Consider the following 23039-nt stretch of genomic DNA (forward strand, 5'->3'; position numbering starts at 1 on the left):
CAGGATGTGACCGGCTATTTCGCCGACAAAATGCAGAACTCGTTGCCCTCCGGGTCGGCCAGCACCACCCAGCTCTGCTCCCCCTGGCCGATGTCGACGTGCTTGGCACCAAGGCCGATCACCCGTTGCACCTCGGCGTCCTGGTCATCCGGGGTGAAGTCCAGGTGCAGCCGGTTCTTCACGGTCTTGTCCTCGGGAACCTGCAGGAACAACCAGTCCGGGCCGGCGCCCGGTGGCGCGCTCAATACCACGTCACCGTCCTTATCGACGTGGTGCTGCCATCCGAGCACCTGTGACCACCAGGCGCCTTGTGCCTCGGGGTCACGGGCGTCGATGCAGATCTCGGAGAACCTGAGGGTCACGTCAACAACTCCTTCTTGAGCACCTTGCCCATCGCGTTGCGCGGCAGCGATTCGACCACCCGCACCTCGCGCGGCCGCTTGTGCACCGAAAGCTGCTGTGCGACAAAGTCGATCACCTTCTCCGGTGTCACGGACCCCACGATGAACGCGACGATACGTTGACCGAGATCGTCGTCGGGCACGCCGACCACCGCCACCTCGTCCACACCCGGATACCCGAGCAGCACCGTTTCAATCTCTCCGGCGCCGATCCGGAAACCACCCGACTTGATCAGATCGACCGATTCCCGGCCCACGATGCGGTGCATGCCGTCGGCGTCGATCACGGCGACGTCCCCGGTGCGGAACCAGCCGTCCGCGTCGAATGCCTCGGCGGTGGCGTCGGGTCGGTTGAGGTAACCGCTGAACACGGTGGGGCTCTTGATCTGCAGGTGGCCGATGGTTTCGCCGTCGTGGGGCACCGGCGCGCCATCCTCGTCGACCAGTCTGGTCTGCACCCCGGGCAACGGCAGTCCCACCCAGCCCGGCCGGCGTTCACCGTCGGCCCGCGTGCTGATCGTGATCAGGCTTTCGGTGCTGCCGTAGCGCTCCACCGGCGCATGGCCGGTGAGCCGCACCAGCTCGTCGAACACCGGCACCGGCAGCGGAGCGCTGCCCGACACCAGCAACCGTGCCGACGCGAGCGCACGCGCCGACGACTCGTCGTCGACCACCCGCGACCAGACCGTAGGCACGCCGAAGTAGAGCGAACCGGCAGCGTCCGCGTACGCCGCTGGGCTCGGTTTGCCGGTGTGCACGAACCGGTTTCCGATGCGCAGCGATCCGAGCAGACCCAACACCAGTCCGTGCACGTGGAACAACGGAAGCCCGTGCACCAAGGTGTCCTCGGCGGTCCACTGCCACGCCGCGGACAGCGCGTCGATATCGGCGGCGATCGCGCGCCGGCTGATCAGCACCCCTTTGGGCAGGCCGGTGGTGCCGGAGGTGTACATGATGATCGCCGGACTGTCGGGCGACGGCTCGGCATAGCGGTGCCACGACCGGGCGTGCATCCGGACCGGAATATGCGGCAGCCCTTCGGTTTCGGCCGGCAACTCACCCAACCACGCCTGCGCACCGGAATCGGTGAGGATGTGCGCGCGTTCGGTGGCACCCACATCGGCGGGCACCGGAACGAACGGGACACCGGCGATGAGGCATCCGGTGACGGCCAACACGGTGGTGGCGGTCGGGGTGGCCAGAATGGCGACGCGCCGCGCGACGGAGACGCGTTCGGCCACCGAGGTGCCCGCCCCGACCAGGTCGCTTCGGCTCAGAGTCACCCCGTCGATGCGTACCGCGTCCGCGAGATCGTGTCCGGCGGCCACGGCTGCGGGGTCCAGCGAAGTCAACAGCATCCTGGTGAGGCTACTCTGGGCCGGTGGACCCGATCGAAAGACTGGCCAGTCGTGAGGTGTACCGCAACAACTGGATGGTGGTGCGCGAGGACGATATCCGCCGCCCGGATGGCTCGGTGGGCATCTACGGCGTCATCGACAAACCGACGTTCGCCCTGGTGGTTGCCCAGGACGGCGACCGTTACCGGATGGTGGAGCAGTTCCGCTATCCAATCGGGTTGCGACGCTGGGAGTTTGTCCAGGGCACCGCTCCGGGCAGCCTCGACGGTGACGAACCCGAACCGGCAGCCCTGGCCGAGCAGGAACTCCGCGAGGAGACCGGTCTGCGCGCCCAGTCGTGGGAGGTGCTGGGCCGCCTCGATGTCGCGCCGGGGATGAGCAGCCAGCGTGGCTGGGCTTTCCTGGCCACCGGCATCACCGAAGGTGATCACGAACGCGAGCACGAAGAGCAGGACATGCACAGCGAGTGGTTCACCGCCGACCAGATCGACAAGATGATCCGGGACGGGTTGATCACCGACTCCCAGTCCCTGGCGGCGTGGCTGCTGATCCGGCTGCGCCGGGAGAACGGGTAGCCGACTACTCGCACCGTTGAGCGGGCCCTCCGCGATATTCGTTCGCAGGAGGTGGCCACATGCCGGTAGCCGACATCGACGGGGTGCTGTCCCGACTGGCGACGATCATCGCCGACACCAAGCAGCGACGCGACCCGCTCGGCTGTTTCGCCGCTCTGTACCGCCAGGTCACGCTGCGGGTACGAGACGGAATCACCAATGGGCTGTTCGACGACGGGCCGCGGATGTCGCGGTTCGATGCACAATTCGCGAACGCTTATTTCACCGCCTACCGGCAGTTCACCAGCCAGCAGCGGCCGAGCCGGTCATGGAGACTGGCGTTCGACCTCGCTCGCTCCGACGACACGATCATCCTGCAGGACCTGTTGCTGGCCATCAACGCCCACATCAATCTGGACCTTGGTGTGGTCACCGGGACCACCTTCGGCCCCGCTCAGTTGCAGGGCTTTCACGACGACTTCGACCGGATCAACGACATCCTCGCATCGCTGATCCCGTTGGCCCGCAAGACGGTCGAACAGTTCTCGCCCCGATTGACCGAGCTGACGGCCATCGGTGGGCCGGAGGTCGAGTTGACCCTGCAGTTCAGTGTGGACGTGGCACGGGACGAAGCGTGGCGGGCCGCGACCCTGGTATCGAACACTCCGGGTGTCCTGCGGACCTTGTTGACCGACACTCTCGACACCCGGGCCAAGCTGCTCGGCCGGGTGATCGCCACGCCGGCCGAGCCGGTCAGGTCGGTGATCCGGCATATTCGCGCGGGCGAAAGCACCGACATACCCGCCATCATCGATGCCTTGGACGCCCTGGCGTAGTCAGGCCCGTCCGGCGCCTTGCCCGTCTGCGCCGGCCAGCAGATCGCCGGATCCGATGATCGCCGCGCCGCCGATGCCGGCCCGCAGGTACGCTGCCGGCGGCTGCGATGTCTGGGCATGAAGGTCCTTTCGCGAGTCAGCGGGTGGCCCGGCCGACGACGAGCGGATGCACGATCACGGGCATCCCGCTCCACACGGCCTCGGTGGCGTCGACGTCGAAGCCGGCGGCGCGCATCAGATCGAGGGTCGGGCGGTTGCAGACGCACCCGCCGGCGAAGGCGCGCCAGGGCCGTTCGAAGATGTTCTGGCACACCATCAACGGCAGCCAGCTGGATCGGGTGTGCTCGATGAACAGCAGCTGCCCGCCGGGCCGCAGGATGCGCGCGATCTCGTGCAGCGCGCGTGCGGGATCGTCGACGGTGCACAGCACCAACGTCGCCACGACGGTGTCCACCGAGGCGGTGTCCATCGGCAGGCACTCGGCACGGGCATCGGAGATGACGGCCGTACGACCGTGCCGGTTCACGCGGCGCGCCAGTTTCCGGCGCATCCCGGCCTCGGGCTCGGTGAGCACCAGCTGGTCCAGATCGGCGGGATAGTGGGCGATGTTCAGCCCGGTACCGGCTCCCAGTTCGACGACGCGGCCGTGGGCCTGAGCCAGTAGGGTGCGGCGGCGGCGCCGCATACCGGCGATCTCACCGGCCCACACGAACGGGTCGTAGAGCAGGGCCATGACCCGCAGCCACGCCCGGGGCAAGCGCAGCGATGGGGACGAATCGGGGCTCGAATCTCCTTTGATGAGCTGGGTCATGCCGCGAAACTACGATCCGACGGTCCGCGCGCACATCGCCCGATCCGGCCATCTTGCGGAAATGGCCGATTCCGGCCAGCTAGAGCAGACCGCGCTTCGAGGCCTCGGCGACGGCGGCGGTACGCGACGCGGTCCCGAGTTTGCGGCGGATGTTGGCGACGTGCCGGTGCACGGTGTGCGGGCTGAGGTGAAGGTGCTCGGCGATCTCGGGGTCGGCGAGGCCGCGGGCCACGCACGCCAGGACCTCACGTTCACGCACGGAGAGCACGGGGCCACCGTCCTGCGGACGGGGTGGTTCCGGTGCCAGCGCGTACCGGCACGCCCGGATCACCGATTCGATGTCGCCGTGCCACGGAAAGTGCGAACTGCCTTGCAGCGGAACGAATGCCGCGCCGGTGATGGCGGCCGCCACATCTCGCCCGCACCGGTACGGGACGGCCCGGTCGTCGCGACGGTGCACGACGGTCGTCGGCACCCGGATGAGCGGAAGGCAGGCCCGCACATCCAGGCTGTACACCAGCCGCAGCAGCGCCGCGGCAGTCTCGGGGGTGGCCGATTCGCGTTGCAGCCGGGCGAAGCGTTCATGCGCGGCCGCGTCGGCGTCACCGAGGAAGATGTTGCTGAGCACACGCGAGCCCAGACCCCAATGGGCTTGTACGGCGGTCACAATCGCCTCATCGACACCCGGCGGCGTCAACACGCCGCCTCGGGGATAGGAGCCGTAGAGCACCAGCCGTTCCACCCGGTCGGGGTGGGCCGCGGCGAACGCCACCGCCGTGCAACTACCCGACGAACCGCCCAGCAGTGATACCCGCTCAAGACCGAGCTCGTCGAGCAGCGTGCGCAGCACCGCCACTTCGCCGTCGAGCGTCAGGTCCGCCTCATGGACGGCACGGTCGGACATCCCGACGCCCAGCCGGTCGTACCTGATCAGGGTGAAGTCCGCGGCGACGCCCTCCCAGAAACGCCGCACCGGCGGGTCCTGCCAGTCGAGTTCGAGGTGGCTGACCCACCAGGCCGGCGCGACGAGAGGCGGCCCTTGGCCGCGCTGCTCGTAAGCCACGCGGCGGTCCCCGACCGGGAGGAAGCGGATTGCAGGCATGGTCCTGCGAGCGTACGACGCTAGCTGGCGCTGTGGTGGCCGCGATTGCCGGATCGCCGAGCCTTGGCGATGAACCGGATGATCAGCGCGCCGACCACGATGATGAGGAACGGCCCGTAGAACTCGGTGTAGGTGACCCCGCGCCGCCAGTAGGCGATGAAAAACGCAAACCAGATGACGTAACTTCCGATCACGTGCAGTCGGTGCCAGGCCGCATACGGCATCCGCTTGGCGACGCGGTCGAAGGATGTCACGGTCATGGCGATGAGGAAGCCGTAGGCGATGAAGTCGATGACGTAGACGCCGTGCGGGGTGCGTTCGACGCCGGCATCGAACCGCTGCTTGTTCAACACGATGGTGGCCACGATGAAAAAGGCATGGACCACATGGGATCCGGCGAAGGCGACACCGAGATAGCGCCGGTTGCGGCGGATCCACCGAGTGGCGGCGGTGGGCCAGAGCTGGTACAGCGACGAGGCGGTGAAGGCGAGCAGGAACAGGACCGCCGATGTTCGCGCAGTGATGCGGATGCCGAGGTTGGCCCCGCTCGCCCCACCGACCGCGGTGGCCGCGATCGTAGAGAAGATGGCGACGAAGGCGATGAGGAGCCAGGTCAGCTTCCAGCCGGACAACGTGGTGGACAACGTGGACGACGGCCTCGGTCGAGTTTCGGTTGTCATGGCTCCATTCGAGCATCGGCGTTCCATCTCGTCCAACGAACGTTTCCGATAGATCTCATCAATACAGCAGATGATGCCTCTGAAAGCGCCGGCCCGCGTCGTCCCGCCCCTCTAAATCCAGGGCCCGCGCACCTAATCAGTGGTGCCTTGGCCGTCCCGATAAGCTTCGAGAAGTCGCAACCAGACCTCGCTGATCGTGGGAAAGCATGGGACCGCATGCCACAGCCGCGCCAACGGAATACGACTCACGACCGCGATGGTGGCCGAGTGGAGCATCTCAGCTACCCCCGGGCCCACCAATGTGACGCCGAGCAGGTATTCACCGTCTTCGTCGACAACCATCCGCGCCTGGCCGCGGTAGCCGTCGGCATAGAAATTGGCCCCCGGGACCGCGGCTCCCATGTCGACGTCGACGGTACGCACGCGATGGCGTCGTTGCTTCGCTTGCTCGCTGGTCAGTCCTACCGACCCCGCTTCCGGATCGGTGAAAAACGCTTGCGGCACGGCGAATTCGTCAGCGGTTGTGGCGTGCGGGCCCCACGGATCGGTGTCGACAGGATGACCGTGCGCTCGGGCACCGATCACGGCGCCCACGATGCGGGCCTGGTATTTGCCTTGGTGCGTCAGCAACGCCCGGTGATTGACGTCGCCGAGCGCATAGAGCCAATCTCCTTCGACTCCACGCACCGTGCAGGTGTCGTCCACGTCCAGCCAGCTGCCCGGCGGCAGGCCGATGGTTTCCAAGCCGATGTCTGCGGTGTTCGGGGTACGTCCCGTCGCAAAGAGGATTTCATCGACTTCCAGTTCGTCGCCGGATTCCAGCGTGACCTGAATGGGCCCGGCCCCGCCCGGCCGTCGCAGCGCCGAAACGGTGACGCCGACCCGTACGTTGACCCCGGACTCCACCAGCCCTGCTTGGACGTATTTCCCGACGAACGGCTCCATCCTGGGCAACAAGGTGGGGGTGCGCGCCAACAGTGTCACCGTCGACCCGAGGCCGCTCCAGGCCGTGGCCATCTCAACGCCCACACCGCCGGCTCCGACGACCGCCAATCGAGGAGGCACATTGCTGCTGTCCGTCGCCCTTCGATTCGTCCACGGCTTGGCCTCCGCAACACCTGGAAGGTCGGGGACAGCCGCCGTGCTACCCGTGCAGATGACCACCGCATGACGCGCCCGAAGTGCGGCGACGCCGTCGTTTGCAGTGGTGAGGGTGACTCGACGTGCACCGTCGAGTCGGGCATGCCCGCGAAGCAGCCGAGGCCCCATGGCAGCGACCGCCTCGGCCACCGGGGTGTCGTCCCAATCGGCCACGTAGCGGTCGCGGCGACCGAACACACCCTTGGGGTCGATCGGTCCGATGACGGCTTCTCGCGCACCGTCGACTCGGCGCGCGTCGGCGACCGCGAGCACGGGACGCAGTAGCGACTTGCTGGGCACACACCCCCAGTAATTGCATTCGCCTCCTACCAACTCGCGTTCGATCAGCGCCACCGAAAGACCCTCTGCATGTGCACGATCGGCGGCGTTGATACCGACCGGTCCCCCACCGAGGACGATGACGTCGTAAACGTCCCCGGGTTCCGGCACGGCCTGGCGGTTCGTATCTTCGGAGCTCAATGTTTTTTTCCCCTTCATGACTCACTAGTCGAAGCTGCCGCGCGCCAGCTCGTCTGCATCGAGGCCTCGATCAGGGCCGTGGGCAAGCACGGTCTGCCCTGGCTCCATGACCAGACGTCGGCCGTCGAGCCGTACCTCGATCTTGTCGGGCTCGAAGGATACGAAGTTGCGCACCCTTGCGACCTCAGCCCAGGCGTCGGGGTACGACCACGCAGCACGTGATCGATCACCGATGTCGTAGTAGCTGGCCAATCCCTTGTATGGACAGAACGTTTGGCCTCCGACCGGTTGCAGCGCCGATTCGTCGACATCTTCGCGTGGGACATACCAACGTGGGGCGAAACCGGATTCGAACAACGCCAGCGGCCGCCTGGTATCCGCCACCACCAGAGGACCGTCCCGGACAACGAGATGTCTTGACGTCGAACGGATGTCGATACGGTGATAGAAATCTGCGGCATGGCCGACGATCCGCTCGTCTTCTTCATAGAAGGCGTCCATTGCTCGCCATGCGAACGCTACACGCTCGTCCAATACGCGCGCGTGAGCCGGAAGTGATTCGAACCGCCACGCGGCCCGCGTGACATCTCGCTGTCCGTTGCGCAGTCCGAACCAGGTAATTGGCCCGAGTTCAGAATGCTGGGTGACGTGTCCATCACGCACGAGCACCTGGGCATCGATGTCTTCGATGGGAAAGTAGGCCACCGGATAACGGCCGGGCTCGTGCAACAACAGAACATTTTCACTGTCGGCGACCCATGACTGGGCCAGCCGGGCCCGCATCCGGCGTCGCAACGGTTCGACGAACAGCAGCCGAGGCATTGGTGCCGGTGCGAGGAACTGGCCGGCCGGCTGACGGCCAAATGGTCCCTGTTGCCAGGCCAATCCCATCGCGGTGCCTTCCATGATCTCAACGGCCACACACTGGCGTGGGGGCTACACCGACTCGCCGCTCAGCGCTCCCCACCGGCACCGATTGCGCCGGCCTATAAATTGGGACGCTACACCCACAATTCTGGGTTGCATAGCCCAAGTTGTCCAGAGCGGTCAGCTGTGAATGACCTGTCCACGCGAAGCGTCAGCGCGACGGGCGCGCCACCCGGCGTGACTTCGCCGCCGGCACAGCGAAACTGGTCACATACTCAAGAGCCGCTTCCACGGCCTGCTTGAACGGTTCCTGGGACCCGGCGATATGCGTGAGCATCGTCCCGCCCTGGTGCGCAACCACCAGGGCAGCCGCGAGATGTCGGGGATCGGCATCATCGCGCAGTTCATTCCGCTCGACCATGGCGTGCAGACCGTCGCGGAACAGGCCGATCCAACGGTCGTAGCCGGCGGCGAGGTCATCAAGGACAACGTCATCTGCTTCGAGCAGCTCGCCGGTCAGCGAGCCGTACACGCAGCCGTTCCGAAGGTAGCTGGGCCCAGATTGCGCCCAACACAGTTCAGCCCATGTTCGAAGCGACGCCAGGGTGTCCAACCGTCCCAGCTGTGGCTGAGTATGGAAGCCGACGACGAACTCCGTCCTGGCAGAGATGATCTGACGGATCAGGTCTTGCTTGTCGAAAAAGTAATGCGACATCTGTGATCCGCTGACCCCTACGGCGGTGCGCACGTCGTCGAGGCTCGTACCGTTGACACCTCGCTGCAGGACCAGCTCCGCGGCTCCCTCGATGATCCGCGTCCGTGTCGCCAGGCCCTTCCGGGTCAACCGCCGCTCGGAGGGCTGCTCAGGTCGCCGCGGCAGGGCCCGGGGTGGTGTGCGCCGTACCGACCGAAGACGACGCTCCTGCGGATCCTTGGCAAACAGGCGAAGGTAGTTGACGATGAATTGGGTGGCGTCGACCAACGGCCATTCCTGGCGATAGGTGAACGCGACCACTCCTGCGCCTTGATGGACGGCCACCACAACGAGTGCGAGATGGCCTGGATCAGCGGATGGAAGCAACGCCCCACGGCTCTTCATGCGGGCGAAGCAGTCCTCGAGCAGTGCCACCCAACGCCAATAGCCGTCGGCGAAGGTCTTTCGGGTGCCCTCGTCCGTCTTGGCAAGCTGGCCCGCCAAGGCGTGATAGGTGGCTGTGCCCCGATAGCCGATCTTGCGCAGGTAGCGGACGTTGAGGTCGGCCCATCGCTCCCAATCCGGGAAAGTGTCGAGGCCACCCAGGGCCGGCTGACGATGGAAGTCCAGAACGATGCCGATCTGACGTCTCAAGACGGCGCGAATCAGCTCATTGCGGTCCCCGAAGTAGTGGTTGAGCTGGGAGCCACTGACCCTCGCCGCCTGGCGCACCCTGTCCAGGTTGAACGCCGTCAGACCACCGTCGAGCAGGACATCCGCTGCACACCGGAGAATCCTGTCTCTGGTCGCGACGCCTTTGGCGGTGAAACCGCGTGTCTTCGGTGGATCCGCGGAGGTCATCTCACTATGCAAGATACCGCAGCGCACCCTCGACCTGGTGCGGACTCTCCCGGCTTGTCGCTGTGGATTAGTGTAAACAGCGCAGGCCCAACCTCGTCATCGCGTCGCATCCAATGGGTGGTCGTCACCCAATAGCGGGCAGATATCGGCAATTCACAGCGACATGGCCATGGACATACTGGGTGGCGTAACCCATACTCGGGGCAAGCCGCCGAACCGCTCCCGACAGCGCCCGAAGGAGAGACGTGTCCACCACCGGACGTCCGAACGCTCCGCGCATCCTCGTCTTCGACGTCAACGAGACATTGCTCGACATCGACTCACTGCAGCCGCACTTCGCGGAGATCTTCGGTGACGCGGCCACCCTTCGCACGTGGTTCGCCGAACTGGTCCTGTACTCGATGACCCTGACGTTGTCGGGCTACTACCTGGACTTCTTCGCCCTGGGGCGAGCGACGATGAAGATGCTAGCGACCACCCGGGGCCTCACCCTGGAGGACGACGATATGCGAGCACTCGAAGAGGGGATGCGCGCGATGCCGGCACACCCTGACGTCGAACCAGGTCTCCACCGCTTGCGCGACCACGGTTATCGACTTGTCACACTGACGAATTCGCCGCTACGCGCCGATATTCCGACACCTCTGGACAACGCTGGATTGGGCACGTACTTCGAGCGTCAGTTCACCGTCGATGCGCTGAAGGTGTTCAAACCCGCTCCCCAGCTGTACAAGCGGGTGGCTGCGGACACGGGTGTTGCGCCCGCGGACTGCATGATGGTGGCCGCGCACGCATGGGACCTCATCGGCGCGCACAGTGTCGGCATGCGGACGGCACTGATCACGCGGTCCGGCAACGCCGCACTCGTCGGATACGGGATCCCTCACCCGGACACCGCCGCGGGCACCATTCTTGAACTCGCCGACCAGCTCGTGGCGGCCGCGGGTTGACCGAGCGCCTATCCACCCACCGAACAGAGATACGAGAAGCACCATGACGCCTACCGTTTCGACCGATCCCGTCGGCGAGGGAGCCGTCCTGCCCGCCGGCCCCGCCATTGTCCGGGAACGGCCGGGCGGCGACACGATGCGGGCCATCGTGCTGGACGGTTTCGGCGGGCTCGACAAGCTGGTTCACACCGAGATCCCAAAACCGCTGCCGAAGCACGGAGAAGTCGTGATCGCCGTGAAGGGCTTCGGCATCAATCATGCCGAGATGCATATGCGCCGAGGCGAGTGGGCCGAAGCCGCCGAAGTCAGCGGCATCGAGTGCGTCGGAGTGGTCGACTCCTGCCCGGACGGCACCTTCGATGTCGGCGACCGGGTGGCTGCCCTGATGGGCGGACTCGGGCGAACGATCAACGGCAGTTACGCCGAGTACACCCGCGTCCGTACGGCCAATGTCGCACGCATCGACGTCGACCTCCCATGGGCACAACTTGCGGCGCTTCCGGAAACCTATGCAACAGCGTGGACATGCCTGTTCCGCAACCTCGAACTCGAGTCGGGTCAACGAATCCTGATTCGTGGAGCGACGTCGTCTTTCGGCCAAGCCGCGCTGAAGTTGGCGGTCAACGCCGGAGCCCACGTCATCGCCACCACTCGCAAAGCGGAACAATTCGGCGTCCTGACCGGACTAGGGGCCGAGCGTGGAGAGCTCGAGAGCCCGGACCTGGCCGCGCGGCTGCCGGAAGCGAAATCCGTCGACGCCGTGCTCGATCTGGTCGGCAACAGCACCATTCTCGATTCGCTGGACCTGTTGCGCCGTGGTGGGCGCGCCTGCCTCGCCGGCTGGCTGGGAGGCCTGGCACCCATTCCGGATTTCAATCCGCTGGCCAGGATGGCGAGCGGAGTGCACCTGACGTTCTTTGGCAGTTTCGTCTTCGGGTCACCTGGTTTCCCTGTCTCGGATGTGCCCCTGAGCGACATCGCCTCCCAAGTGCAAGCCGGCGAACTGGAGGCGGCACCCGCACGGGTGTTCTCGTTCGACGAGATCAAGGAAGCTCACCGTCTGATGGAGTCCGGGGCTGCCAACGGCAAGATGGTCGTGGTCCTGGATTGAAGGTGGCCTCGCCCAGACGATCCGGCTTCCCGGTGACGGTCCCTTCCGGCAGATGCTCAGATGCCAGGTCATTGCTCTCAGCCGACATCTCCGGCATGCGCGGCCAGGAATCGCGAGATGAGCGGTACCACTTTGTCCAAAGCTGATTCGAGGAGGAAATGCCCGCCCTCGAGCAGGTGCACTTCGGCGCTTGGCAGGTCGGCTGTGAAGGCTTGCGCTCCCGCCGGCCCAAAGATCGGGTCGCCACTGCCCCATACGGCAAGAAGCGGCACATTGCTCTGGCGGAAGTAGGCCTGTACGTCTGGGTAGAGCGGACGATTGGTTTCGTAATCGGCGAACAGCGCCAGCTGGATGGCGTCGTTACCCGGCCTGGATAGTAAGGCGAAATCATGCGCCCAGGAGTCTGGATCTACCAGGGTTTCGTCCGCTACGCCGGTCACGTACTGCCACCGCGTGGCGTCGAGAGACAAGAAGTCCCGCAACGGCGCTGCGGTCTCGGGGCACGGATCGCCGTGATAGGCCCATATCGGCTTCCAGAATTCTTCGACGAAACCGGCATCGTAGGCGTTGCCGTTCTGGCTGATGATCGCCGTGATCGCCGCCGGGTTCGCCAGCGCCAATCTCCAGCCGATGGGTGCTCCGTAGTCTTGAACGTACATCGCGTACCGGTCGACGTTCAGGGCTTGCAGTAGTCCGGCGGTCAGTCGCGTCAACGTGTCAAAGGTGTAGTTGAAATCGTCGGCGGTCGGTGCATCCGACAGACCGAAGCCGAGATGGTCGGGGGCAATGACGTGATAGTCGTTGGCCAGAGCCGGAATCAGATGCCGAAACATGTATGAGCTGGTGGGAAACCCGTGCAACAGGATGACGGCGGGAGCATGCGCATCGCCGGCCTCGCGGTAGAAAAGGCGATGACCTTCAACGGTCGCGAAACGGTGATGGACCACAGCCATGCCCGAGCCTCCTCGATATCTGACCCAACTGTATGGGTTGTTCCACCCATTATTGTCACGCAGGATGCATCGGCGCTAGCGAATGGGACCGAATAAAAGCGCACATTGCGGACCGCATGCGTACGTCGAAGGTCACCTGCATAGTGGGTTGCATCCCCCATCCAGAGATGACTGAGGGTCGACAGCGCACCTGAACGCGCCGCGCATGGCCGGCCCCGAGTTCGAGTTCCTACGGATACCGATCCGTCACGATGCGATTACTAATTGACGGCGGGGCGCTGTGGGATCGCTGGGATGTCGGTGCCTGCTTCTACCGTGGGCTCGTCGGAGCTTGAGAGAAGTAGGGAGTGATGTCGGTCCGTCGAGTGTGCGTCGTGGTGACGCTCGCGTTGGTGGCATGTCTGGGTAATGCGGCGACGGCCGGCGCCGCGGGCCAGCCGTTGAACGGCCGCTACCAAGTGGTCAGCTACGCCTCGCAGAAGAACGGCACCAGCATCGCCGCGCGCCAGGCCGAGCCGGATTTCGGTGCGGTCTACACGTTTTCGACGGCGTGCGGCAGCGTATGCGTGGCGACGGTGATCGACGGGCCGGCACCGTCGAACCCGACCATCCCGCAACCTCAGCGGTACAAGTGGGATGGCGCCAAGTGGACTTTCACCTATGACTGGCAGTGGGAGTGTTACACCGGCGAGCAGTACCCGCGGGTGTACAGCCCGGCGACGTCGTGGGTGTCCTACACACCGCAGCCCGACGGATCGCTGCGCGGCAGCTGGTACACCGACATCCTCAGCGACGCGTGCCGTGGCAACGTGTTGATGCCGGTCGCCGCGTTCCCGGTCCCTTAGCTTTCGAACAGGCCCTGCGCCAGCGGCGTCGGGGAGCCGAAGCGGTGCGCGGTTACCGCGACCGCTTGCTCGTGCACGAAGGTCAGCAGCTCGATCCGGCCGGCCTCGACAACCGGCTGGGCGTACAGCGCGATGTCGACCCGGCCCGCGCTGTCGCGGGCGAACTGCGCTCGGTCGCCACCGAGCAGCCGCACCCGCTCAGGGGCGTTGTCGCGCAACAGCTTCTGCCAGGCCGCCGCATCGTCGACCCGGTAGGTGACACCCGTGACGCGCAGCGCCTCGGCCACCGCCGGGGTAAGCGGCTCCGGACTGGAGACGGTCAGCGCGGCGCCGGCCAGAATCCCGGCGCCCACGACGCGCAGCAGGGCCGCGGTGTCGCCGTCGGTCACGCGCACGGTGACGGGCACCGGAAGGTACCGCAGCACGTTCAGCTCCACCTGCAAGGCGGACACGTCGCGCGCGACGCCGAATTCCTCGGCCCAGGCGAGCGCATCGGAGGCGAAGGCGCGCTCCAGGAACGCGCGCTCATCGGGCGCCAGACCTGCTGCGGCCGAGAGCAATCGGGATACGGCCGGTGCGGGGCCGGCACCTCGGGTGGCTCGGGCCGGCCGCCAATCGGACAACCCGATCAGGTAATTGGGCCCACCGGCCTTCGTGCCGGCGCCGACGGCCGACTTCTTCCAGCCGCCGAACGGCTGACGGCGCACGATCGCCCCCACGGTCGAGCGATTCACGTAGGCGTTGCCGGCCTGCACCTGGTCGATCCAGCGTTCGATCTCGTCGCGGTCCAGGCTGTGCAGTCCCGCCGTGAGCCCATAATCCACCTGATTCTGGATCGCGATCGCCTGATCGAGATCGTCGGCCGCGATGAGACCCAGTACCGGGCCGAAGTATTCGGTGAGGTGGAACTCCGAGCCGGGGCGCACGCCGGTCTTCACCCCCGGGGACCAGAGCCGACCGGTTTCGTCGAGGCGGCGGGGTGCCACCAACCACTGCTCCCCCGGAGCCAGCTGGGTGAGCGCCCGCAGCAACTTGCCGTCCGCGGGCTCGATGACCGGCCCCATCTGCACGGTGGGATCCGTCGGATAGCCGACCTTCAGCGAGGTGACGGCATCGATCAGCTGGTCCCGGAACCGCGCCGACCGAGCGACCGATCCCACCAGGATGCCCAACGAGGCCGCCGAACACTTCTGCCCGGCATGCCCGAAGGCCGAGGACACCAGGTCCTTGACCGCGAGATCGAGATCGGCGTGCGGGGTGATCACGATGGCGTTCTTGCCGCTGGTCTCGGCCAGCAGCGGCAGATCCGGGCGGAAGCTGCGGAACAACTCCGCCGTGTCGAAGGCCCCGGTCAGGATCAGCCGGCCGACCCGCTCGTCGGACACCAGCCGGGTTCCCAGGTCACTTTCGTCGACATGGACCAACCGCAGGACTTCCCGCGGGACGCCGGCCTCCCACAGTGCCTGCACCATCAGCGATCCGCAGCGGCGCGCCTGAGTGGCCGGTTTGATGATCACCGGGCTTCCCGCGGCCAGCGCGGCCAGCACCGATCCGGCGGGAATCGCCACCGGGAAGTTCCACGGCGGTGTGACCACCGTGAGGCCGACCGGCACGGCGGTGGCGCCGTCCACGCTGTCCAGTTCCTCCGCGAGTGACGCGTAGTAGTTGGCGAAGTCGATCGCTTCGGAGACTTCCGGATCGCCCTGATCGAGGGTCTTTCCGCATTCGGCGGCCATCGCCTCCAACAAGACCGCCCGGGCGGCCTGCAGCGTCCCGGCGGCGCGGCGCAGCACGGATGCCCGGTCCGCGCCGGACAGCGCCCCCCACCTCGCCCCGGCCGCGACGGCATCGGTGATGACCCGGTCCAACGCCTCCGGTGTGTCAACGGTGTACTGGGACACCAGTTCCCGGCCGGCCGTCGAGGTGGCGATCCGCTCGGTGACCGCTTGCCCCCACGCCCGGTTGCCGGGCAATGCCGGGTCGGTGTCGGCGACGTTGACGAAGTCGCCCGCCGGGCAGATGGCGGCGTTCGGATCGTCGGTGCGCCGGTCCTGCCGACGGTTCGGCAGCGGGAACGCATGGTCGAGCTGAGCCAGGGAGGCGATGAACCGGTGCTTCTCACGCTCGAAAAGGCTTGGTTCGTCGTGCAGTTCGAAGACCGCGGACATGAAGTTGTCCTGGCTGGCGCCCTCCTCCAACCGCCGCACCAAGTAGGCGATGGCGACGTCGAAGTCCTTGGGGTGCACCACCGGTACGTACAGCAGCAGACCGCCGACCGTGCGCCGGACCGCTTCGGCCTGGGCCTCGGCCATGCCGAGCAGCATCTCGAATTCGATCCGGTCCCGGACCCCGCGCTGCCCGGCCAGCACCCAGGCATACGCGATGTCGAACAGGTTGTGCCCGGCGACACCGAGGCGGACATTGGCGGTGCGCTCGGGGTGCAACGCGTAATCGAGCACCCGTTTGTAGTTGGTGTCGGTGTCCTGTTTGGTCGGCCACGTCGCCGGCGGCCAGCCGTGCAGTGCCGCCTCCACGTGCTCCATCGGCAGGTTGGCGCCCTTCACCAACCGAACCTTGATCCCCGCACCGCCACGCTCACGCCGGGCCCGAGCCCAATCTTGCAGGCGCATCATCGCGTTCAGCGCATCCGGTAGGTAGGCCTGCAGCACGATGCCGCCTTCGAGGTCCAGCAGTTCGGGCCGGTCGAGCAGCCGGGTGAACACCGCGATCGTCAGCTCCAGGTCGCGGTACTCCTCCATGTCGAGGTTGATGAACTTGCGCGTCGGCGAGGTCGCCGCCAGGGTGAACAACGGCAGCAGGCTTGCTTCGATGTGGTCGACGGCGTCGTCGAAGGCCCACGGCGAGTGCGGCGGGACGGTCGCCGACACCTTGATCGACACGTAGTCGACATCGGGCCTGCCGAGCAGCCGTTCGGTGCCTTCGAGCCGTCGCCCCGCTTCGGCCTGGCCCAGCACCGCCTCACCGAGCAGGTTGATGTTGAGCGCGACGCCACGCCGGCGGATCCGCGCGATCGACCACCCAAGCCGGGCATCGGTCGCGTCGACCAACAGATGACCGACCATCTTGCGCAGCGCTTTTCGAGCGACGGGGATGACCAGTCCGGGGGCGACAACGGAGACCAGCGCACCGAGTCTGATCAGCAGGCGTAGGTGCGCCGGCAGGAAACCCGGTGCGGTGCGGGCAAGCTCGCGAAGGTTGGCCGCGGCGACCCGACGGTCCTCGGGCCGGACCACCCGGTCGACGAACCCGACGGTGAAGTCCAGGCCGTGCGGGTCGCGCAGCAGCTTTGCCAACTGCCGGCCGGCCGGCGCCACCGGTTGGCCGGCGGCCTCGTCGAGCCAGCGGCGCACCTGGTCCACCACGTCGGTCAGCAGGTCTTCCTTACTGGTCACGTCGGTCATCTGCCCATCATCGGCCGCCAAGACACTTAAAATAAAGCAATGATTTCTGACATGAAAGTTTAAGCGGAAATGAAACATCAGCGCGCCGACCTGCTCGATGTCCGCAGGCTGCGGTTGCTGCACGAGTTGAGCCTGCGGGGCACATTGTCCGATGTCGCCGAGGCGCTGCACCAGAGTCCGTCCGCCGTCTCCCAGGCGCTCAACCAGCTGGAACGCGAGGTCGGCGTTCCTCTGCTGGAAAAGGTCGGCCGCCGGTTGCGGCTGACCCCGGCGGCCGAGGTGCTGGTGGAGCACACCGGGGTCATCTTGGCGCGGCTGGAACTGGCGGCCTCCGATGTCGCCGTGCAGAGCGATGAGGCGTCGGGCACCGTCCGGTTGGCCGTCTTCCAATCGGCGGCCTCGGCCTTCATGCCACAGATGCTCACCGAGTTGGCGACGCGTCATCCGCGGCTGCGGGTGACGATGTCCCAGCGTGAACCCGAGCAGGCGCTCTACGAGACGTGGATGCGCGAGTTCGATCTGGTGATCGCCGAGGAGTACCCGGGGCACGCCGCCCGGGCGTATCCCGACCTGCACCGCGCGCCGCTGACCACCGACCTGCTGCGGCTGGCCGTCCCGCCGGCCGGGGATCCGTGGGACCGCGTTGCCTCGGTCGCCGATGCCGCCGACCTGCCGTGGACGATGGAGCCGGAAGGTACCGCGTCCCGGCACTGGGCCGAACAGCTATGTCGGCGAGCCGGTTTCGAGCCCGATGTGCGCTTCGAAACCGACGACCTGGAAGCCCAGATCGCGCTGATCGAGAACGGCAACGCGGTCGCGATCCTGCCCGACCTGATGCGAGTCCGCCGCCGTCCGCACGTGCGCGTCGTCGACGTCGACCCGCGTCGGCGTTCGGTGTTCACCGCGACACGAGCCGCGATCAGCGCCACCCCGGCCATCGTGGCCTGCCGGCAGGCGCTGGCCTCCGTGGTGCCCGAGCATCTCGACGTGGACTGAGTCGCTGCACCGCAGCCCTAGCTCAATCGCTGCACCGCAGCCCTAGCCCAATCGCTGCACCGCAGCGGAAATCCGTTCGTCTGTGGCCGTCAACGCGATCCGCACATGCTGGGCACCCGCCGGCCCGTAGAACTCGCCGGGCGCCACCAGGATCCCGCGTTCGGCCAGCCATGCCACGGTGTCCCGGCACGGCTCCCCACGCGTGGCCCACAGGTACAGGCCCGCCTCGGAATGGTCGATGGTGAATCCGGCATTGCGGATCGCGGCCGCCAGCACGTCGCGGCGCCGGGCATAGCGATCCCGCTGCTCGGCCTCGTGGGCGTCATCGTCCAGGGCGGCAACCATCGCCGCCTGCACCGGCGTCGGGACGATCATCCCGGCGTGCTTGCGCACCTCGAGCAGCTCGCGCACCAAAGCGGGATCCCCGGCCACGAACCCGGCGCGATACCCGGCCAGCGACGACGTCTTGGACAGCGAATGCACCGCCAACAGGCCGGTGTGGTCACCGTCGGACACCGACGGGTGCAGCACACTGAGCGGCTGCGCGTCCCAGGCCAACCCCAGGTAACACTCGTCGGAGGCCACGATCGCGCCGCGCTCCCGCGCCCAGCCGACCACCTTGCGCAGATGGTCGACGCCCAGGACCCGCCCCGTCGGATTGCTCGGCGAATTCAGGTAGACCAACGCCGGATTCTGCGGCCCCAGCTGGGTCAGCGAATCGGCCGCCACCACCTGGGCACCGGCCAGCCGCGCACCGACGTCGTAGGTGGGATACGCCAACTCGGGAATGACCACCGTGTCGGCGGCACCCAGACCGAGCAGCGTCGGCAACCAGGCGATCAGCTCTTTGGTGCCGATCACCGGCAGCACCGCGGACTCGGCCAGCCCGGTCACGCCGTAGCGGCGCTCCAAGGCCGCGACGGCGGACAGCCGCAGCGCGGCGGTGCCGGCCGTGGCCGGGTAGCCGGGCGACGCGCTGGCCGCGGCCAGTGCGTCGCGAATCACCGGCGCGACCTCGTCGACGGGCGTGCCGACCGACAGGTCGACGATGCCGTCAGGATGTGCGCGGGCGGTAGCCGCGGCGTCGGCCAGGGTGTCCCACGGGAAAACCGGCAGCGCAGCGGACTTGACCGAACGGACCGTGCTCACTCGCCCTTGGGCTCGAGATCCTTGATGGCCTGCGGATCGTTGTCGGTCTGGCCGACCTTCGACGCACCACCGGGAGACCCCAGCTCGGCGAAGAAGTCCGCATTGCTCTGCGTGTAGCCGCCCCACTGGTCGGGCACATCGTCCTCGTAGTAGATGGCCTCCACCGGGCACACCGGCTCGCAGGCGCCGCAGTCCACGCACTCGTCGGGGTGGATGTACAGCATGCGTGCACCCTCGTAGATGCAGTCGACAGGGCACTCCTCGATGCATGCCTTGTCTTTGACGTCAACGCAGGGTTCGGCAATGACGTACGTCACTGATGTCTCTCCTGTCCAGTGGGCTGCTGGTCGGGTATGTCCGGTTCGGACTCATTGAACCTGCGGCAAGTATGCGATGCCCATACCTGCACGCGCGTCTCAGTGTGTCCTAACTTTCCGCGCGGCCCGTGGGGGCGCGCACGTGGTTACTGATACTAGACGTTGCAGATACACCTCGACTAGACACCACGCGCCGTGTTTGTCACGTCTTTGCACCTTGTTGCATAGGACCGTCGGTACCGCATACGCTGCCGTCATGGCACTGCAGCACGCGATCCTGGTGGCGTTGTGCGAGCAGGCCGGATCCGGGTACGAATTGGCCCGCCGATTCGACCGCTCCATCGGGTATTTCTGGGCGGCCACCCATCAGCAGATCTATCGGACGCTGCGCACGATGGAGGGTGACGGCTGGGTGTCGGTCCAAGTCGTCCAGCAACGCGGCCGCCCCGACAAGAAGGTGTACTCGGTATCGGGCGACGGGCGCGCGGAGTTGGCCCGCTGGATTGCCGCCCCGTTGACGGGCGGTGGCAGCACCGTGGCCGATCACCGCACCCGCGATCTGGCCGTCAAGGTCCGCGCCGCCGCCTACGGGGATACCGCCGCCATCCGCGCTCAGGCGCACGCGCTGCGCGCCGAGCGTGCCGCGCTGCTGGACACCTACCGCGGCTATCAGAAGCGCGAGTTCGCCGACCCCACCAGCCTGACCGGCACCGCCCTGCACCAGTACCTGGTGCTGCGCGGCGGTATGCGCGCCGAGGAGGGCGCGATCGAATGGCTTTCCGAAGTGCTAGAGGCCCTGTAGGCGTTGGAGGCGTTGTGAACTATCCGAACCTGTTGTCGCCGTTGGATCTCGGCTTCACCACCTTGCGCAACCGGGTGGTGATGGGTTCCATGCACACCGGCCTGGAGGACCGCGCCCGCGATACCGACAGGCTGGCCGCGTACTTCGCCGAACGCGCGCGCGGCGGGGTCGGGCTGATCATCACCGGTGGCTATGCCCCCAACCGGACCGGCTGGTTGTTGCCGTTCGCGGCGGAGATGCGCTCGGGCGCCGACGCGCGCCGGCATCGCACCATCACCCGCGCGGTGCACGACGAGGGCGGCAAGATCGCGCTGCAGCTCCTGCACGCCGGACGCTATGCCTACCATCCCTTTTCGGTCAGCGCGTCGTCGGTCAAGGCGCCCATCAACCCGTTCCGTCCGCGCGCACTGCGCGACGTGTCCGGGACCATCGCCGATTTCGTGCGTGCGGCCCTGCTGGCCCGCGAGGCCGGTTACGACGGTGTCGAGATCATGGGCAGCGAGGGCTACCTGCTCAACCAGTTCCTCGCGCCGCGCACCAACAAGCGCAGGGACGCCTGGGGCGGCACGCCGGAGAAGCGGCGCCGCTTCCCCGTCGAGATCGTGCGTCGGGTCCGCGAGGCCGTCGGCCCCGACTTCATCATCGTCTACCGGATCTCGCTGGCCGACTTTGTAGAGGACGGCCAGACCTGGGACGAGATCGTCACGCTGGCAACCGAAATCGAGGCTGCCGGCGCCACCATCCTCAACACCGGGATCGGCTGGCACGAGGCCCGGGTGCCCACCATCGTCACCTCGGTCCCGAGCGGCGCCTTCGTCGGGACCAGCAGCACGCTGGCCGAACTCGTCTCCGTTCCGGTGGTCGCCTCCAACCGCATCAACATGCCCCAGGCCGCCGAGCAGATTCTCGCCGACACCGCCGTGCAGCTCATCTCGATGGCCCGCCCCCTGCTGTCCGACCCGGACTGGGTGCGCAAGGCCGCAGCGGATGCCGCCGACCAGATCAACACTTGCATCGCCTGCAACCAGGCCTGTCTGGACCACGCCTTCGTGCACAAGACGGTGTCATGCCTGCTCAACCCGCGCGCCGGACACGAGACCACCCTGGTGCTCGGCCCCACCCGGCGCGCCCGGTCGGTGGCCGTGGTGGGCGCGGGTCCGGCCGGGTTGTCCGCCGCGGTGAGCGCAGCGCAACGCGGGCACCGGGTGACGCTGTTCGAGGCCGGTTCCGTCATCGGCGGTCAGTTCGACTTGGCCAGAAGGGTTCCCGGCAAGGAAGAGTTCAACGAGACGTTGCGGTACTACACCCGAATGCTGGATGTGCACGGCGTCGACGTGCGGTTGGGTGTCCGGGCCACGGTGGACTCGCTGGTCGGCTTCGACGACGTCGTGCTCGCCACCGGGGTGACGCCACGGACGCCCGATATCCCCGGCATCGACCACCCGATGGTGTTGTCCTACGCCGAGGCGCTGTCCGGTGCGCCGATCGGCAAGGCCGTCGCGGTGATCGGCGCCGGCGGGATCGGATTCGACGTGAGCGAATTCCTGGTGACCGACGAGTCGCCCACGCTGAACGTCAAGGAATGGAAGGCCGAGTGGGGCGCGCTGGACCCGCAGGACGCGCCATCGGTGCGGGGTGCGTTGACGACGCCGATTCCGCTGCCGCCCGCCCGCGAGGTGTACCTGCTGCAGCGCACCAAGGGCGCCCAGGGCACCCGGCTGGGCAAGACGTCCGGATGGGTGCACCGCGCGACGTTGAAAGCGAAAGGGGTGCAGCAGCTTTCCGGGGTCAACTACGAGCGCATCGACGACGCCGGGCTGCACATCAGCTTCGGGCGTGAGCGCACCGGCGCGCGGGTGCTGGCCGTGGACAACGTGATCGTCTGCGCGGGCCAGGATTCGGTCCGCGACCTCGAGGACGGCCTCCGCGCCCGTGGCGTGCAGCCGCACGTGATCGGCGGGGCCGCTGTCGCCGCCGAGCTCGACGCCAAACGGGCGATCCGCCAGGGCACCGAGCTGGCCGCCCGCCTGTAGCTTCCCTCGCAGCGGGTGAGCAGACCCACCACACGGGTCTGCTCACCCATCGCGGCCTCAGGCCTGCTTGAGCGCCTCGATCTCGAGGGTGATGGTGACCTTGTCGCCGACCACGGCGCCACCGGTCTCCAACGGCGCATCGAAGGAGATGCCGAAGTCCTTGCGGTTCAACACCACCGACGCCTCGAAGCCGGCCACCGCGCCGTGTCCCATGCCCGGGTTGACACCGTTGAATTCGAGCTCCAGTGACACCGGCTTGGTCACACCCTTGAGGGTGAAGTCGCCGTCGAGCACGTAGTGGTCACCGTCGGCGCGCACCCCGGTGGAAACGAAGGTCGCGGTCGGGAACTGCTCGGTGTCGAAGAAATCGGCCGCCTTGAGGTGGGCGTCGCGCTGCTCGTTGCGGGTGTTGACCGAGTTCACGTCGATGGTCGCGGTGACGGACGGGGTGCCGTCCTCGGCCACGACGATGGCACCGCTGAACGAGTCGAACGTGCCGCGCACCTTGCTCACCACGAGGTGGCGTACCGAGAAGTTGACCGAGGAATGCACCGGGTCCAGCGCCCAGGTGCCAGCGGTCAGGTCGGTGGCTACTGCTGCGGTCATGAAAGCTCCTTGTTCGATGGGGCCGGCCCTCCCGGACCCTCATCGAAACTAACTGGACCGCGGTCCGGATT

The 23039-nt window shown here is 66.9% G+C and carries 21 protein-coding genes; 8 read left to right on the forward strand and 13 right to left on the reverse strand.

The annotated features are described in order from the left end of the window. Positions 1-14: 14 nt before the first annotated feature. Positions 15-362, reverse strand: coding sequence for a VOC family protein (locus BN977_RS07075; RefSeq protein WP_024450873.1), 348 nt, complete (start codon positions 360-362; stop codon positions 15-17). Then, a complete protein-coding gene (locus BN977_RS07080) occupies positions 359-1759 on the reverse strand; it encodes an acyl-CoA synthetase (RefSeq protein ID WP_024450874.1) in 1401 nt (466 codons plus the stop codon). The genes BN977_RS07075 and BN977_RS07080 overlap by 4 nt, the downstream gene beginning before the upstream one ends. 74 nt (positions 1760-1833) lie before the next feature. On the opposite strand from BN977_RS07080, the gene BN977_RS07085 reads away from it, so the two are divergent. Then, positions 1834-2334: an NUDIX domain-containing protein gene (locus BN977_RS07085; protein WP_051561473.1), complete on the forward strand. Its 501-nt coding sequence runs from the start codon at positions 1834-1836 to the stop codon at positions 2332-2334. A 59-nt stretch (positions 2335-2393) separates the two neighbouring features. Further along, positions 2394-3149 (forward strand): DUF5995 family protein, encoded by a 756-nt coding sequence (locus tag BN977_RS07090; protein ID WP_036396868.1) that lies wholly within the window; start codon positions 2394-2396, stop codon positions 3147-3149. Positions 3150-3285: 136 nt separating this feature from the next. Here the strand turns inward: BN977_RS07090 and BN977_RS07095 are convergent, their stop codons facing one another. The 6 genes from BN977_RS07095 to BN977_RS07120 all read right to left on the reverse strand — a co-directional run bounded on the left by BN977_RS07095 (position 3286) and on the right by BN977_RS07120 (position 9784). Then, positions 3286-3960, reverse strand: a complete 675-nt coding sequence (locus tag BN977_RS07095) for a class I SAM-dependent methyltransferase (RefSeq protein WP_084172432.1) — start codon at positions 3958-3960, stop codon at positions 3286-3288. A gap of 79 nt (positions 3961-4039) precedes the next feature. Beyond that, positions 4040-5062, reverse strand: coding sequence for an alpha/beta fold hydrolase (locus BN977_RS07100; protein ID WP_036396869.1), 1023 nt, complete (start codon positions 5060-5062; stop codon positions 4040-4042). 20 nt (positions 5063-5082) lie between these two features. Then, positions 5083-5742 (reverse strand): hypothetical protein, encoded by a 660-nt coding sequence (locus BN977_RS07105; RefSeq protein WP_131590037.1) that lies wholly within the window; start codon positions 5740-5742, stop codon positions 5083-5085. 132 nt (positions 5743-5874) lie between these two features. Next, positions 5875-7380, reverse strand: a complete 1506-nt coding sequence (locus BN977_RS07110; RefSeq protein WP_084172433.1) for a dihydrolipoyl dehydrogenase family protein — start codon at positions 7378-7380, stop codon at positions 5875-5877. A gap of 6 nt (positions 7381-7386) precedes the next feature. Continuing rightward, positions 7387-8268: a DUF427 domain-containing protein gene (locus tag BN977_RS07115; RefSeq protein ID WP_234709514.1), complete on the reverse strand. Its 882-nt coding sequence runs from the start codon at positions 8266-8268 to the stop codon at positions 7387-7389. 172 nt (positions 8269-8440) lie between these two features. Then, positions 8441-9784 (reverse strand): TetR/AcrR family transcriptional regulator, encoded by a 1344-nt coding sequence (locus BN977_RS07120; RefSeq protein ID WP_036396871.1) that lies wholly within the window; start codon positions 9782-9784, stop codon positions 8441-8443. 245 nt (positions 9785-10029) lie between these two features. Between BN977_RS07120 and BN977_RS07125 the strand changes: the two genes are divergently transcribed. Together BN977_RS07125 and BN977_RS07130 are read left to right on the forward strand one after the other, a co-directional pair. After that, complete coding sequence (locus BN977_RS07125; RefSeq protein WP_024450883.1) at positions 10030-10734, forward strand: haloacid dehalogenase type II; 705 nt, start codon at positions 10030-10032, stop codon at positions 10732-10734. 136 nt (positions 10735-10870) lie between these two features. Next, positions 10871-11845: a zinc-binding alcohol dehydrogenase family protein gene (locus tag BN977_RS07130; RefSeq protein ID WP_024450884.1), complete on the forward strand. Its 975-nt coding sequence runs from the start codon at positions 10871-10873 to the stop codon at positions 11843-11845. Positions 11846-11922: 77 nt separating this feature from the next. Here the strand turns inward: BN977_RS07130 and BN977_RS07135 are convergent, their stop codons facing one another. Continuing rightward, on the reverse strand, positions 11923-12798 hold the full coding sequence (locus BN977_RS07135) for an alpha/beta fold hydrolase (protein ID WP_036396872.1): 876 nt from the start codon (positions 12796-12798) through the stop codon (positions 11923-11925). 350 nt (positions 12799-13148) lie between these two features. Between BN977_RS07135 and BN977_RS07140 the strand changes: the two genes are divergently transcribed. After that, the gene (locus tag BN977_RS07140; RefSeq protein WP_036396873.1) at positions 13149-13643 is read left to right on the forward strand and encodes an Rv2253 family sensor-like surface protein; all 495 of its coding nucleotides are present in this window, start codon (positions 13149-13151) and stop codon (positions 13641-13643) included. Here BN977_RS07140 and BN977_RS07145 read toward each other — a convergent pair. Beyond that, entirely contained in the window at positions 13640-17065 is a 3426-nt protein-coding gene (locus BN977_RS07145) for a proline dehydrogenase family protein (RefSeq protein WP_036396875.1), read from the reverse strand. The genes BN977_RS07140 and BN977_RS07145 overlap by 4 nt on opposite strands. Positions 17066-17134: 69 nt before the next feature. On the opposite strand from BN977_RS07145, the gene BN977_RS07150 reads away from it, so the two are divergent. Continuing rightward, entirely contained in the window at positions 17135-18061 is a 927-nt protein-coding gene (locus BN977_RS07150) for a LysR family transcriptional regulator (protein WP_206666845.1), read from the forward strand. Positions 18062-18103: 42 nt separating this feature from the next. On the opposite strand, the gene dapC is transcribed toward BN977_RS07150, so the two are convergent. Both dapC and fdxA read right to left on the reverse strand, forming a co-directional pair. Continuing rightward, positions 18104-19210, reverse strand: coding sequence for a succinyldiaminopimelate transaminase (gene dapC, locus BN977_RS07155; RefSeq protein ID WP_051561128.1), 1107 nt, complete (start codon positions 19208-19210; stop codon positions 18104-18106). Further along, positions 19207-19527 (reverse strand): ferredoxin, encoded by a 321-nt coding sequence (gene fdxA / locus BN977_RS07160; protein ID WP_024450890.1) that lies wholly within the window; start codon positions 19525-19527, stop codon positions 19207-19209. Before fdxA ends, dapC begins: the two co-directional genes overlap by 4 nt. Before the next feature lie 256 nt (positions 19528-19783). Here fdxA and BN977_RS07165 point away from each other — a divergent pair, with 256 nt between their 5' ends. Then, positions 19784-20329: a PadR family transcriptional regulator gene (locus BN977_RS07165; RefSeq protein WP_036396876.1), complete on the forward strand. Its 546-nt coding sequence runs from the start codon at positions 19784-19786 to the stop codon at positions 20327-20329. After that, positions 20299-22362: an NADPH-dependent 2,4-dienoyl-CoA reductase gene (locus tag BN977_RS07170; RefSeq protein WP_165576298.1), complete on the forward strand. Its 2064-nt coding sequence runs from the start codon at positions 20299-20301 to the stop codon at positions 22360-22362. Before BN977_RS07165 ends, BN977_RS07170 begins: the two co-directional genes overlap by 31 nt. A gap of 57 nt (positions 22363-22419) precedes the next feature. Here BN977_RS07170 and BN977_RS07175 read toward each other — a convergent pair whose 3' ends face one another. Then, positions 22420-22968 (reverse strand): YceI family protein, encoded by a 549-nt coding sequence (locus tag BN977_RS07175; protein WP_024450892.1) that lies wholly within the window; start codon positions 22966-22968, stop codon positions 22420-22422. Positions 22969-23039: the final 71 nt, after the last annotated feature.

The organism is Mycolicibacterium cosmeticum (genome assembly GCF_000613185.1).
In the GTDB taxonomy this organism is placed as follows: Bacteria; Actinomycetota; Actinomycetes; order Mycobacteriales; family Mycobacteriaceae; genus Mycobacterium; species Mycobacterium cosmeticum.

Coding starts and splice junctions, on each gene's coding strand:
- BN977_RS07170 (WP_165576298.1), top strand. CDS start 20,299: ATGGCTTTCCGAAGTGCTAGAGGCCCTGTAGGCGTTGGAGGCGTTGTG.
- BN977_RS07095 (WP_084172432.1), bottom strand. CDS start 3,960: ATGACCCAGCTCATCAAAGGAGATTCGAGCCCCGATTCGTCCCCATCG.
- BN977_RS07090 (WP_036396868.1), top strand. CDS start 2,394: ATGCCGGTAGCCGACATCGACGGGGTGCTGTCCCGACTGGCGACGATC.
- BN977_RS07130 (WP_024450884.1), top strand. CDS start 10,871: ATGCGGGCCATCGTGCTGGACGGTTTCGGCGGGCTCGACAAGCTGGTT.
- BN977_RS07145 (WP_036396875.1), bottom strand. CDS start 17,065: ATGACCGACGTGACCAGTAAGGAAGACCTGCTGACCGACGTGGTGGAC.
- BN977_RS07120 (WP_036396871.1), bottom strand. CDS start 9,784: ATGACCTCCGCGGATCCACCGAAGACACGCGGTTTCACCGCCAAAGGC.
- BN977_RS07115 (WP_234709514.1), bottom strand. CDS start 8,268: ATGGAAGGCACCGCGATGGGATTGGCCTGGCAACAGGGACCATTTGGC.
- BN977_RS07080 (WP_024450874.1), bottom strand. CDS start 1,759: ATGCTGTTGACTTCGCTGGACCCCGCAGCCGTGGCCGCCGGACACGAT.
- BN977_RS07175 (WP_024450892.1), bottom strand. CDS start 22,968: ATGACCGCAGCAGTAGCCACCGACCTGACCGCTGGCACCTGGGCGCTG.
- BN977_RS07165 (WP_036396876.1), top strand. CDS start 19,784: ATGGCACTGCAGCACGCGATCCTGGTGGCGTTGTGCGAGCAGGCCGGA.
- BN977_RS07085 (WP_051561473.1), top strand. CDS start 1,834: ATGGTGGTGCGCGAGGACGATATCCGCCGCCCGGATGGCTCGGTGGGC.
- BN977_RS07105 (WP_131590037.1), bottom strand. CDS start 5,742: ATGACAACCGAAACTCGACCGAGGCCGTCGTCCACGTTGTCCACCACG.
- BN977_RS07135 (WP_036396872.1), bottom strand. CDS start 12,798: ATGGCTGTGGTCCATCACCGTTTCGCGACCGTTGAAGGTCATCGCCTT.
- BN977_RS07140 (WP_036396873.1), top strand. CDS start 13,149: ATGTCGGTCCGTCGAGTGTGCGTCGTGGTGACGCTCGCGTTGGTGGCA.
- BN977_RS07110 (WP_084172433.1), bottom strand. CDS start 7,380: ATGAAGGGGAAAAAAACATTGAGCTCCGAAGATACGAACCGCCAGGCC.
- BN977_RS07150 (WP_206666845.1), top strand. CDS start 17,135: ATGAAACATCAGCGCGCCGACCTGCTCGATGTCCGCAGGCTGCGGTTG.
- BN977_RS07100 (WP_036396869.1), bottom strand. CDS start 5,062: ATGCCTGCAATCCGCTTCCTCCCGGTCGGGGACCGCCGCGTGGCTTAC.